Origin of the sequence: Bacillus cabrialesii, assembly GCF_004124315.2 — a bacterium.
Classification (GTDB): domain Bacteria; phylum Bacillota; class Bacilli; order Bacillales; family Bacillaceae; genus Bacillus; species Bacillus cabrialesii.
Window position 1 is genome coordinate 1,808,736 of sequence record NZ_CP096889.1, and the last position, 12,883, is coordinate 1,821,618.

At 40.4% G+C, this 12,883-nt stretch carries 12 protein-coding genes and 1 pseudogene; 9 read left to right on the forward strand and 4 right to left on the reverse strand.

All coding sequences use genetic code 11. The features are described from left to right. The 3 genes from mutL to EFK13_RS09350 all read left to right on the forward strand — a co-directional run bounded on the left by mutL (position 1) and on the right by EFK13_RS09350 (position 2,750). Positions 1 to 1,884, forward strand: a complete 1,884-nt coding sequence (mutL, locus tag EFK13_RS09345; protein WP_129505662.1) for a DNA mismatch repair endonuclease MutL — start codon at positions 1 to 3, stop codon at positions 1,882 to 1,884. A gap of 464 nt (positions 1,885 to 2,348) precedes the next feature. After that, positions 2,349 to 2,480 carry a hypothetical protein gene (locus EFK13_RS21075; RefSeq protein WP_283107649.1) on the forward strand — a complete coding sequence of 44 codons (132 nt, stop codon included), beginning with the start codon at positions 2,349 to 2,351 and terminating at the stop codon, positions 2,478 to 2,480. Between the two features lie 99 nt (positions 2,481 to 2,579). Continuing rightward, complete coding sequence (locus EFK13_RS09350) at positions 2,580 to 2,750, forward strand: hypothetical protein (RefSeq protein WP_240034905.1); 171 nt, start codon at positions 2,580 to 2,582, stop codon at positions 2,748 to 2,750. 656 nt (positions 2,751 to 3,406) lie between these two features. Here the strand turns inward: EFK13_RS09350 and EFK13_RS09355 are convergent. The 4 genes from EFK13_RS09355 to EFK13_RS09370 form a co-directional block, all read right to left on the reverse strand. Then, positions 3,407 to 3,673, reverse strand: a complete 267-nt coding sequence (locus EFK13_RS09355) for an LCI fold-containing protein (protein WP_129505661.1) — start codon at positions 3,671 to 3,673, stop codon at positions 3,407 to 3,409. A 248-nt stretch (positions 3,674 to 3,921) separates the two neighbouring features. Beyond that, a complete protein-coding gene (locus EFK13_RS09360; protein WP_129505660.1) occupies positions 3,922 to 4,302 on the reverse strand; it encodes a hypothetical protein in 381 nt (126 codons plus the stop codon). Positions 4,303 to 5,133: 831 nt separating this feature from the next. Next, positions 5,134 to 5,589 carry a regulatory YrvL family protein gene (locus EFK13_RS09365; RefSeq protein ID WP_129505659.1) on the reverse strand — a complete coding sequence of 152 codons (456 nt, stop codon included), beginning with the start codon at positions 5,587 to 5,589 and terminating at the stop codon, positions 5,134 to 5,136. 192 nt (positions 5,590 to 5,781) lie between these two features. Beyond that, positions 5,782 to 6,339 carry a hypothetical protein gene (locus tag EFK13_RS09370; RefSeq protein WP_129505658.1) on the reverse strand — a complete coding sequence of 186 codons (558 nt, stop codon included), beginning with the start codon at positions 6,337 to 6,339 and terminating at the stop codon, positions 5,782 to 5,784. Between the two features lie 120 nt (positions 6,340 to 6,459). On the opposite strand from EFK13_RS09370, the gene EFK13_RS09375 reads away from it, so the two are divergent. The 6 genes and pseudogenes from EFK13_RS09375 to fabD (EFK13_RS09400) all read left to right on the forward strand — a co-directional run bounded on the left by EFK13_RS09375 (position 6,460) and on the right by fabD (EFK13_RS09400) (position 12,851). Beyond that, positions 6,460 to 7,077, forward strand: coding sequence for a TetR/AcrR family transcriptional regulator (locus EFK13_RS09375; protein ID WP_129505657.1), 618 nt, complete (start codon positions 6,460 to 6,462; stop codon positions 7,075 to 7,077). Positions 7,078 to 7,241: 164 nt separating this feature from the next. Next, on the forward strand, positions 7,242 to 7,919 hold the full coding sequence (locus EFK13_RS09380) for an MBL fold metallo-hydrolase (protein ID WP_129505656.1): 678 nt from the start codon (positions 7,242 to 7,244) through the stop codon (positions 7,917 to 7,919). A gap of 174 nt (positions 7,920 to 8,093) precedes the next feature. After that, positions 8,094 to 8,293, forward strand: a pseudogene (locus EFK13_RS09385) (hypothetical protein); the annotation flags it as partial. A gap of 1 nt (position 8,294) precedes the next feature. Further along, positions 8,295 to 9,161 (forward strand): ACP S-malonyltransferase, encoded by an 867-nt coding sequence (fabD, locus tag EFK13_RS09390; RefSeq protein ID WP_129505655.1) that lies wholly within the window; start codon positions 8,295 to 8,297, stop codon positions 9,159 to 9,161. A 436-nt stretch (positions 9,162 to 9,597) separates the two neighbouring features. Next, the gene (locus tag EFK13_RS09395; protein ID WP_129505823.1) at positions 9,598 to 10,572 is read left to right on the forward strand and encodes an acyltransferase domain-containing protein; all 975 of its coding nucleotides are present in this window, start codon (positions 9,598 to 9,600) and stop codon (positions 10,570 to 10,572) included. Further along, positions 10,569 to 12,851, forward strand: coding sequence for an ACP S-malonyltransferase (gene fabD / locus EFK13_RS09400; protein WP_129505654.1), 2,283 nt, complete (start codon positions 10,569 to 10,571; stop codon positions 12,849 to 12,851). The genes EFK13_RS09395 and fabD (EFK13_RS09400) overlap by 4 nt, the downstream gene beginning before the upstream one ends. Positions 12,852 to 12,883: the final 32 nt, after the last annotated feature.

Consider the following 12,883-nt stretch of genomic DNA (forward strand, 5'->3'; position numbering starts at 1 on the left):
GTGGCAAAAGTCATCCAGCTGTCAGATGAGCTTTCAAATAAAATAGCGGCGGGCGAGGTTGTGGAACGGCCCGCCTCAGTCGTCAAGGAATTGGTGGAAAATGCGATCGACGCTGACAGCACAGTCATTGAAATCGATATTGAGGAAGCAGGTCTTGCATCCATTCGAGTGTTGGATAACGGCGAAGGAATGGAAACGGAAGATTGCAAGCGTGCTTTTCGCCGCCACGCAACGAGTAAAATAAAAGATGAAAATGATTTATTCAGGGTGAGAACGCTTGGCTTCAGGGGAGAAGCACTCCCGAGTATCGCGTCAGTTTCCCATCTTGAAATTACGACAAGCACTGGTGAAGGAGCGGGGACAAAGCTCGTGCTCCAAGGAGGAAACATCATTTCCGAATCACGTTCCTCAAGCAGAAAGGGAACTGAAATTGTCGTTTCCAACCTGTTTTTTAACACACCGGCCCGCTTGAAATATATGAAAACCGTTCATACAGAGCTTGGGAATATTACAGATGTAGTCAACCGTATCGCTCTGGCGCATCCCGAGGTATCAATCCGCCTGCGCCATCATGGGAAAAACCTGCTTCAAACGAACGGAAACGGAGATGTGCGCCAAGTTCTTGCGGCGATTTACGGCACAGCTGTCGCCAAAAAAATGCTTCCGCTGCATGTGAGCTCTTTGGATTTTGAAGTAAAGGGATATATTGCCCTCCCAGAGATTACACGGGCGTCGAGAAACTATATGTCGTCTGTGATCAACGGCCGTTACATTAAAAATTTCCCGCTCGTCAAAGCGGTGCATGAAGGATATCATACGCTTCTGCCGATCGGGCGCCATCCAATTACCTTTATAGAAATTACGATGGACCCGATTTTAGTCGATGTCAACGTGCACCCATCGAAGCTTGAGGTCCGTCTCAGCAAGGAAACAGAGCTTCATGACTTAATACGTGACGGTATTAAAGATGTATTTAAACAGCAGCAGCTGATTCCGAGTGCCCAGCTTCCGAAAAAATCGGCACCTGTTATCAAAAATGAGCAGCAGTTTATCACCTTTGATGAAAAGCCTGCGGAAAGAAAAGTTCCGGAAAAATCGGCTGCACCATCTTATTCACCAATGAAACTCAGCTCAGTCGTGAAAGAGCCGGTTGATGTGGAGGAAGAACTGCCTCCTCTCCAATTTGATGCTCCTCCTATCGTTGATCAGGAACAAAGCATTGAGGTGCCTGATGTTTCAGAGGAACAGCCTGAAGCATTTGAGCAAGAATACCATGAGGAACAGCCGAAGCCAACGTCTGAGCGGGTTCCGATTATGTACCCAATCGGCCAAATGCATGGGACTTATATATTGGCACAAAACGAAAACGGCCTGTATATTATCGACCAGCACGCCGCACAGGAGCGGATTAAATACGAATACTTCCGTGAAAAGGTGGGAGAGGTTGAGCCTGAGGTGCAGGATATGATCTTGCCGCTGACGTTCCACTATTCCACGAACGAGGCGCTGATTATTGAACAGCATAAACAAGAGCTCGAAAGCGTCGGTGTCTTTTTAGAGTCATTTGGTTCGAACAGCTACATCGTCCGCTGCCACCCGGCCTGGTTTCCAAAGGGAGAAGAAGCTGAGCTGATAGAAGAAATCATTCAGCAGGTCCTCGATTCCAAACATATTGATATTAAAAAACTGCGCGAGGAAGCGGCGATCATGATGAGCTGCAAGGGCTCCATCAAAGCAAACCGCCACCTCAGAAATGACGAAATCAAAGCGCTTCTGAACGATCTCCGAAGCACATCAGACCCTTTTACATGCCCGCACGGCCGCCCGATCATCATTCACCATTCCACTTATGAGATGGAAAAGATGTTCAAGCGCGTGATGTAGGGGGAAAAGACCCGTATTTTGTCCGTACATTTTTTCAAGCATTGAGATATTCTTCGAATTGATCAATGCTTTTTTTATTGTGTTTTTCGATGAAATGAATACTGCAGCCATATTAACTGTAGTATGGACAAGGCTTACATATTTAAGATTTCTAACAGAATGATTGCATGAGTACTTAGACCATGCGGAGTAATATGATGTAAATCATTTTTTTCTGCAACCGCGTCTATCGCTTTACTAATTGCTAAGGTTTGGAGTTGGGATAAAGTTAGGAGAGTCCGAGAACTGTTGAAATGAACAGAACGTCAGCACTTGATTGAGATCCACTATCTTGGGCGGGTACGGAAAAACATTTCTGGAATGCCAGTCAGACGATAAAATTAAGACGCTTTAGTCTGCCGCATCAACAATTAAACGAAGAGTAAGAAGATGATGACATGACGGAATATAAAACTCGCGTCAGAATGGAAAAGCCATTACAGGTCATGAAGGAAGAAGAGCATTTGCAGTATTTAAAAAAACCTCCAATCATTCCAACTGAAAAACCACAAACAAAGCTACAGGTTTCCCCGATGAACGATGATTGGATCTTATGACAGTCATTAGTAGTTGACGTCATCCGAAAATAGAAACTAAACATTTATATATACCATACGTGGGCGTTTACAGAGAACTGTTCAAAACATATAGAAAATTTGAAACAGGTATTTAATCAAATTGAAAATGACAAAAATTACGTCATTGTGAGTGACGGAAACAATAGAATCAATCAAATTAACGGAAACGTCGGAGCGCGGGAAAACAATCGTGCAACATCAAAAGATAATCTTTCAAGAATTGATTTAGAAATGGGCTATAAAATGTGACGCGGAGGGGCCGATCCTTTCTGCGATATGAATCAATAAAAAATTCACTTTATTATCGGGCGTTGTTTTTCGCAAGGGTATTTCAGGGATTTGTTATACCGACCTGGGTTCTTACAGCCTTCCAGTTGCAAGAAGCAGACGATAAACCTGTTTGCTGATGAAGTTCTTGGGCTAATGGAAATCATCAAGGTAAACAAGTGTCAGCAGGATATAACGTTTAGTCAGTTCCGGCAGACTCGGGAGGAAATACAGCGGATCAATAAAGAGAATGACAGGTTTATTAAAGCTTTGCATATAAAAAATATAGCCTAATCTACAGGTAGTCCAGCGGGCAATTAAATCTATGAAAGACGAAGCGATGACAGTTTAGCAAGCATGAGAATAAATAATAATGCAAGATTACATACCGGTGCCCGTGGCAAAGTCAGACGATCTGAAAATGATTGGTGATGAAACAATCATTTCAAAAAGTGAACAAATGATTGACTCATTGGAAGGATTGCAGTAGTTTTATTCTTTGCAATTACAATTCTGCCGGAGATAGGGGATTGACAGCATGATCGAACCAACTACACGAATTTGACGAGTGGCAATATTATTGGCTTTGAACTGAAAGGAAGAAGGCATAAAAAAAGGGGGGAGCCTCCCCCTTAATATTAGTTACAACTTTCATAATATCCATACCATACTCCATCCCACGATGAAACCCCTTTTAGATACCATTTTTTCACGCCGTCATTAATGAAATTTGGAATTTCATTTCTTGAGTAATATGGACCGAATGGTTTTGTTGTACAAGTTTCTAATGCCTTTGCTTCAGGCGTTGTGTTTGTGCTCGAAGAAGTAGTTGCAAATGCAGGAGATGCGGAAACAAGTAAAGCAAGGGACAATGCGGAACCAGTTAAAGCTTTTTTTAAATTCATTTTAAACACTCCCTTTGTTTTTTTAATACAACTGTATTATCACACGTGGTGGAAAAATATACAAGGAAATTTTTGTTAATTATTTGTGAACTTAGTTGAAATATAGAAATCTGCCCGAATGTGTTGCCTATCTGAATCTCTCGTTTGTGAGACTGGCAATGTCGTCAGACAGCTCTAGCTGATGAAAGGGCTTTATGAACCAAAACAAAACCTGCTGAATTAAAAAAAGCCCTCAAAAGATAGGGCCTTTACTCTTGGTTTAAAACTTTATCAGATGGTTGGTACTTTAATTTTTTTATTAATTTATCATTGATTGATACTTCATTTCCGTCTACAACACCCGAGAAAGTTATTTTTTTGTTAGAAGGATCATAATCAAAAATGTAATAGTTGCCTTTATGATTTTCATTCTTTACAAAAACCGCTTTAGTAAAACCTTTAGGTGCACTTAAAGAATTAAACATAGGGTAATCTTCAGACTCAATCTCTTTTTGAGGAATACCGTAATCAGAAATATAATGATCGATTTTATCTCCGGCTGCTTTTCTGCTGTTAAAATGCATAAGTAAAGAAACGCCAGCAACTATAATAGCTAAAGCTATAAGAGAAAGTAAGATTTTTTTAACCATTTTATAAACTCCTATTTAATATTGATGTACTTAGTAGTGAATACTGTAAATCACATGAACAGAAACAACGATACCATAATTTTGCTGATAAACACTTTAAATTATCTTTAATAAACTAAAAAGATAACAAAAGTAACTTTTTAAAGGGATAAGAATGTAGTTCATATATTAACTTGATCAAAATAATTAGCAGATTTTTGAATGGCGAAATGGGCAAACGCATATTAGCGTACGTGTTTTAGTTTAAAAACAGGTCTTCATTAGGGTCGGGTGATTTATTTTGAAATTTAAGTACATCAATATATGAAATGGAAAAGCTTCAAACGCGTGGTGTTGGGAGTGTAGGCATTGGAGGACAGGTTATAAGAAACTGATGTAAACATGTGAGCGGTGTTAACACCATTATACTTCACAGGTATACCCCTCTGTATAACAAAATTGTAATTTACAGGTAATTTAAATTAATGTATATTTTGGATGAGGGGGTGGAAACACATGGCATACGGGCCAAAAATAATTATCTTTTTGGATGAACTAGATGATCCGAATGGAAGAATCATTCTAGAGTGCAGAATTTAATTACATCATTGTGTTTTGCTTCCTGTTCGTGTGAACAGGAAGTTTTATTTTGAATTATGAAAGGAAACTCTGTTTTTTTCGCTTTTATCATTGGTAATGTAAAAATATAAGGAGCTATTGATTTCTGCCATATCGATCATCAATGATTCTATGATTACACTCATCACGTTACAATTTCTTGAGGACTTTCCGCCAAACTAAACGATCAGAATGATATAAAAGCAAAAAACACTTAAATTCCCATAGGCAATCTTAAGCTGCTTCTCTGTTTGGCTGGTTATCAAAGGCAAGTTCAATGAGTGCCATCAATGCTGATATCACAAAAAGCAAGACATTTGAAATAAATATAGACTGCATATAGTAATCTGCAAAACAGATCGTTATGAAATTGCTCACAAAGTACAGTGTGAAAGCAAAAAGTGCAGTTTTTTTCAATGAAAATGATTTTGCCAGAATCATAGAGACAAGCTTTGTGAGTGGATCTATGATCAAGCCTGCAGCAAAACAGACCAAAATAAATAAAACTAATGTTTGATTGGAATCGTAAGTAATGCCCAGAATGGAGAATAATCCTTTCATCCCGAAGAAAAAGCCGCCGAAGATCACCGCAAGTGCAATGGCAACGATCAGAATGATAGATACAATTACGATTAATTTTGAGCTCAGGTTTAAATCTTTAAACTGCTCGTTCTGTTCTTTTTGACTCAAGCATGACGCTCCCTTCACCTGCTTACTCACCAAACAGTTACCCGGCTAGGATATGAAGCTCCTAAGCTTATTCCGAATAAAAATAGCAAGAGTTCAAGTACCCTAGCAGATCATTTGAAAAACAGTATAACATATATTTACAAAAACTAAAAAAGCCCTTTTCCAGCGGAAAGGACCTTTTTTCTCATCATGTTAACTTTTGAAATTCTCCGAAGCTTTTTCTTTTTTCGGCCAGATAAAATAACTGGCGGTAAAAAGAAAATCAATGCCTAAAATGACTGTCCACATTTTAAGAATGCCGCTTAATGCCTCGGTACGGGCAGAATCATTGATGAAATAGACCATCCCTGCTAATAGTCCCGCACCGATAAGGTAAGCCAGCACGTGCCTTATCCAGCTTTTTGCATAGTGCTTGGCGTAGTCCATTCCATAGCGTTTTAGCGGTTTGGATCCTTGTTTTGTCACATAATATTGAAATCTTTCGTCCGCCCATCGAATCATTTGTTTCCCATAGGCGATCGATATCCCGATGTAAACAGCAGCAATCCCGTGGGCAGCAGTCGCTGAGGCTCCGCGGTAAAGGTCCACACCAGTGGCCGCTAATAAGATCAAATCGATAACTGGAGTTAAGGCTAGGAATAGCAGTCCTAATGTATGCTGTTTGAATAGGTAGCGTACAGCAAGCCCTAAAACAATCACAACCCAAAACGCAATTTCACAGAAGACAATCATCCATGCGATACCGTTCAATCCATTCCCCTCTTTTCAATACAGTTGTATTATTTAAATAATATGTTACCACCTTTGTTTTTGTAACACAACTGTATTATAAAAATTGCTCTCTTCTTTTTTTCTTGTTACAATAAAGCTATGCCAAAACAAATTGACCATGAGAAAAGAAGAAAACAAATTGCAGAAGCGACGTGGCGTGTGATTTTAGAACGGGGGATGGAGGGAGCCTCAGCCAGAAACATTGCAAAGGAAGCAGGGCTGTCATTAGGTGCGCTGCGCCATTATTTCTCTACTCAGGATGAGCTGCTTGTTTTTGCAATGAAGCTCGTTCAAGAAAAGGCGATAGGCCGTATCGAGGACATTGCAATGAAGGATTTGCCCCCTAAGGAAAAAGTGTTACATATTTTGCTTGAAATTGTCCCGACAAATGAAGAAACAATTAGAGAAATGGAGGTGTGGTTTGCTTTTACGGTTTACGCCAGACATAAAAAGGATATGTTTGATGCGAACCATGACGGGATCTACAGCGGTATACGGAATCTGATTGCCTATTTAGGTGAATTTGATTTGCTAAAGCAGAATACAGATAAAGACATTGAAGCTGAGAGACTTTACGCGCTTATTGACGGTTTGGCTTTACATGCGATGCTTGACCCTGTGCGAGTGAATAAAGACAGAATCAAACGTGTCATTATGCAGCATGTAGAATCAATTTGCACAGAAAAAATACATGAGACAGAAGAAAGAAATCAATAAGACGCAGCGCGAGAAAGCTATTTTTGTTGGAGATGTTTCCAATAGAATAGCTTTTTTATATGCACAAAAACAAGGATCTCAGAAAAAAATGGAAAACAATCATGCTGTTTGGTAAAGTGGAATGAAAGATGGACTAGGAACTTTACATGATAGGAATGGTGTAAATGAATCTTACTTATAAGGTACATCCAATTAAAACTAGCTATCAAGGCTGGACGAATTATTGCTATATCATTGAAGATATTGTGAGCAGAACTGCAATTGTTGTTGATCCCTCATGGGAACTGAATAAAATAACGAATAAACTTTCTGAACTGAAATTAGAATTAACAGCAATCGCATTGACCCACTCTCATTATGATCACGTAAACCTGGTAGAGCCGCTGACGAAGATGTTTAACGCTCAAGTTTATATGTCAAAAAAAGAAATTGATTATTATCAATTCAGATGCAGAAATTTAATTGGCCTGCATGATCATCAGGCGATCAAAATAGGGAATACAAGGGCGCAATGCCTTCTCACACCGGGGCATACAGCCGGCGGAATGTGTTATTTGTTTTCTGAGAGTATTTTTACAGGAGATACGGTATTTACAGAAGGGTGCGGCATATGTGAGGATGATGGCAGTTCTGCGGAAGAGATGTACAAAAGCATTCAAAGGATTAAGTCGGAGGTTTTACCCTATGTACGCGTTTATCCTGGCCACTCATTTGGCAAAGCGCCCGGACATTCGATTGAGGATCTTTATCAGTTTAATATTTACTTTCAAATTGATAAGAAAGAATATTTTGTGAAATTTCGCACTCGCAAAAACCAAAAGGGTATTTTTGATTTTAAATAAGTCTTCTGAATCTATTATCCTATTTTCCTTCGAATATCTAAATGATTAGTCATCTTTAAAATGATTATATAGAAGGATTTTATTTATATTGAACAAAGCTCAGGCGATAAGGTGAAGCGTTTCTCATCATATCTGCGTCCCATACGTGATACGGGTCATTTTTCTTATGTTTAGCTGTATCTTCTGATCCTTTATGCCCTAATTGAAAAAAACAGGAAAACAATCGACTAAACTGTAGGAAAAATTAACTTGACGGATAATATTTACAGAGGTTACCATCAACATGAACATGCTACTATTTATCCGGTCATCACTATTTTTTATAAAATCATAGAAGTAAACCGCATCTACTAATCGGAAGGGTGGCTTTGAGGAATGATCACATATGTTTTTCCGGGCCAGGGTTCACAGAAACAGGGAATGGGCAGCGATCTATTCGATGAATTTAAAGAACTGACGGATCAGGCAGATGAGATCTTAGGATATTCAATCAAACGTCTTTGCCTGGAAAATCCTTATTCTAATTTAAACAAAACACAATTTACTCAGCCGGCTTTATATGTGGTAAACGCATTAAGCTATCTAAAAAAAATCAGGGAAGCAGAAGCTATGCCAGATTTTGTCGCCGGGCACAGCTTGGGTGAATACAATGCGTTATTTGCAGCTAAAGCCTTTGATTTTGAGACAGGTTTAAAGCTTGTAAGAAAAAGAGGCGAGCTGATGAGTATGGTGAGCAACGGCGGTATGGCAGCTATTATGGGTTTAAATGAAGAGCAGGTTGCAAAGGCTCTGAAAGAATATCAATTACACGACGTTGATATTGCTAATGTGAACGCCCCATATCAAATTGTGATTTCAGGCAAAAAAGATGAAATTGAAAAAGCCGCATCTCTTTTTGAAACGATGACTGAAGTGACAATGGTACTCCCCTTAAACGTAAGCGGCGCGTTTCATTCCAGATACATGAATAAAGCAAAAGAAGAATTCGAGCAGTTCCTTCATACCTTTCATTTTTCGCCTCCGTCTATCCCGGTTATTTCTAATGTGTATGCCAAACCGTATACATACGAATTCATGAAACTGACGCTGGCAGATCAAATCAATCATTCCGTGAAATGGACCGAGAGCATAAGCTATCTAATGAGAGAAGGCCAAATGGAGTTTGAGGAAATAGGGCCCGGTAATGTGTTAACAGGGTTAATTCATCGCATAAAGAAAGATGCGGAACCAATGACCCGCTGAAATCAATTGTTCCCATGGCAGTGCTAGGGACAAATTGAGGTATAAAGTTTTAGAGATGCAATCGTTCGATTGACACTGTTTCTAAATGAATTACTTTATATACTGTTACATAAGGGCTGATAAAACATGTTTCAAGCCATATTAGACATTTGAACTATGCCGGCCGATATGCCAATCATCGCTCTCACATCTAGAAGATCTCCTTTTAACCGCACCCAAGTAATCATAGAGTCGATGTTCTTTGCTGATCCTGTCATCATGTTACATCAATTTTAAAATACCAACATACATCTACGATCACTTCATAAAAGATCCGCATCCAGAGCACCAAAAGCAATCCTCTCTAAAGTTGATTCTCCTTTATTTCTTTTTGCAGTATACATGGAGATGAGAAATCAATTTAGCCGTTATAAATATAAAAAAGTAGGTTATGCATATGAATGAACCGCTCGTTTTTATGTTTTCCGGACAAGGTTCCCAGTACTACCATATGGGGAAGGAATTATTTAAAGGAAACACCGTGTTTCGCCAATCAATGCTTGAGATGGACGCCATTGCAGCACGGCGGATCGGCACATCCATTGTTGAAGAAGTTTATCATCCTGCTAAACGTGTGTCGGATCCGTTTGATCGCATTCTTTTTACCCACCCCGCCATCTTTATGGTTGAGTATTCCTTATATAAGGTTTTGGAGGATAGGGGAATCTATCCTGATTACGTATTGGGAACAAGTCTGGGAGAATTCATGGCAGCGGCTGTGTCCGGTGTGTCAGACCCAGAGAATGTACTGGATAGCATACTTGAACAGGCCATTGTCATCCAAAATTCCTGCGAAAAAGGAAAAATGCTGGCCATTCTTGATAAACCGCAATTACTGAATGATGATCCGCAGCTGTTTGGAAATAGTGAACTTATTTCGATTAATTATGATTCACACTTCGTCATTTCTGGTGAAGAAGAAAACATAAAGCAGCTCATGGAGGATTTAAAAGAGAAACAGATTCTTTGCCAGCTGCTGCCTGTGTCCTATGCCTTTCATTCTTCGCTTATTGATCCGGCAGAAAGCGGCTACGCAGAATTTCTAAGATCAATGTCTATTCAAAATCCGTCAATACCGCTTGTATCGAGTTTAACTGGAAACCGCCTTTTCAAAATGGACAAGCATTTCTTTTGGGATGCGGTCAGAAGGCCAATGAGATTTCGCGAAGCGATTCAATATTTGGAAACCCGGCACACATGCCGGTTTATCGATTTAGGCCCGTCCGGCACCTTAGCTGCTTTTGTGAAACAGCTGATCCAAGGAGATTCAGCTGACCGCTGCTGCTCGATCATGACACCATTTCATCAGGAGCTGAAAAATCTGAAAACGGTTGAGTCTTTTCGTAAACCAGAAAGGAAGTTTACAAGATGATTACATATGTTTTTCCAGGGCAAGGCTCCCAGCAAAAGGGAATGGGACAAGGGCTGTTTGAACAATATCAGCATTTGACTGACCAAGCAGATCAAATATTGGGCTATTCAATAGAAAAACTGTGTACCGAAAAATGCTATTTGGATTTAAATCATACTCAATACACGCAGCCGGCTTTGTACGTCGTCAATGCACTCAGTTATTTGAAGAGAGTGGAGGAGACCGGCAGAAAACCCGATTTTGCGGCCGGACATAGCTTAGGAGAATACAATGCGCTGTTTGCAGCGGGGGCATTTGATTTTGGAACCGGGTTAAGATTTGTCAAAAAAAGAGGCGAACTGATGGGGCGGATTACAGGAGGCGGAATGGCCGCTGTGATCGGCCTGACTAAGGAACAAGTTACAGCCGTTTTAGAAGATCACCGTCTTCATGACATTGATGTGGCAAACGAAAACACGCCCCGGCAAATTGTGATTTCCGGCCAAAAAAACGAGATCGAAAAAGCCCGAACCGTTTTTGAAAACACCAAGGATGTAAAGCTGTTTCATCCTTTAAATGTAAGCGGAGCTTTTCATTCCAGATATATGAATGAAGCAAAACAGGAATTTAAGCAATTTATCGACTCATTCCATTTTGCGCCTTTGGCTATCCCGGTTATCTCTAATGTCTATGCAGAGCCATATCATCAGGACAGGCTAAAAGAAACATTATCTGAACAAATGGACAGTACAGTGAAATGGACGGACAGCATACGTTTTCTGCTGGGAAGAGGAGAAATGGAATTTGAAGAGATCGGGCCTGGAACTGTATTAACCGGACTCATTCACCGGATTAAAAATGAAGCAGAACCGCTACCGCATACACCTGAAAAGAAACTTGCTTCCAGTCATCCAAAAGCTGCAGACCATCGGCCTCATGTGCAAGCCGGGATTACAGCAGAATCTTTAGGAAGTGCTGAGTTTAAAGAAGAGTATCATCTTACATATGCTTATCTTGCAGGAGGAATGTACCGCGGCATTGCTTCGAAAGAAATGGTAGTAAAGCTGGCAAGAGCGGGAATGATGGGGTTCTTTGGCACAGGCGGTCTGAGCTTGAATGAGGTTGAAGATGCGATCCTCACCATTCAAGGTGAATTAAGAGAAGGACAAGCCTACGGCGTCAATCTCGTCCATAATATGAAACATACTGAATCAGAAGAAAAAATGATTGATCTTTTATTGAAGCATCAAGTGAAAACTGTGGAAGCTTCAGCATTTTTAAGTGTCACTCCCGCATTGGTAAGGTATCGCGCAAAAGGAGTGAAACGAAATCCAAATGGCGACATCAAATGCTCAAATCGTCTCATTGCCAAAATATCGCGTCCCGAAGTTGCAGAATCATTTCTGAGTCCTGCGCCGGAGAATATGCTGCAAAAGCTATTGGAAGAAAATAAAATCACCGCGAATGAAGCTGAGTTGCTGCGTCGCATTCCGATGGCTGACGATATTTGTGTGGAAGCTGATTCGGGCGGCCATACAGATGGCGGTGTGGCATACAGCCTGATGCCGGCGATGACAGCGTTAAGAGATGAAATGATGAAAAAATATCAATATCCGAAAAAAATAAGAGTGGGTGCAGCTGGAGGAATTGGAACGCCTGATGCAGCGATGGCAGCTTTTATGCTCGGTGCTGATTTTATTGTAACAGGCTCGATTAACCAATGTACGGTTGAGGCGGCAACAAGTGACAAAGTAAAGGATTTGCTTCAGCAGATGAATGTACAAGATACAGCTTATGCGCCAGCGGGTGATATGTTTGAATCGGGCAGTAAAGTGCAAGTGCTGAAGAAAGGCGTGTTCTATCCGGCTCGGGCAAGCAAGTTATATGAACTGTACCAGCGATATGGGTCAATACGTGAGCTGGATGAAAAGATGCTGACTCAGCTTGAGGAGAAATACTTCAAACGCACTATAGAAGACATATATAAAGATATTACAACGCATTATCCCCCGGCTGAAATTGAGAAGGCTGAACAAAACCCGAAGCATAAAATGGCTTTGATTTTCCGATGGTACTTCAGAAACAGCTCCAACATGGCAATCAGCGGAAGCGAACATTCGAAGGTCGATTATCAAATTCACTGCGGTCCGGCGCTGGGAGCCTTTAATCAATGGGTCAAAGGATCGAAATTAGAAAACTGGCGCAATCGCCACGTGGATGAGATCGGAAAAAAATTAATGACAGAAACAGCAGCATTGCTGCATGAACGGATGCAATCAATGTATCAATCGTCGCATTAAGCAGATAACACAAGAATAATAGTTCGAATATT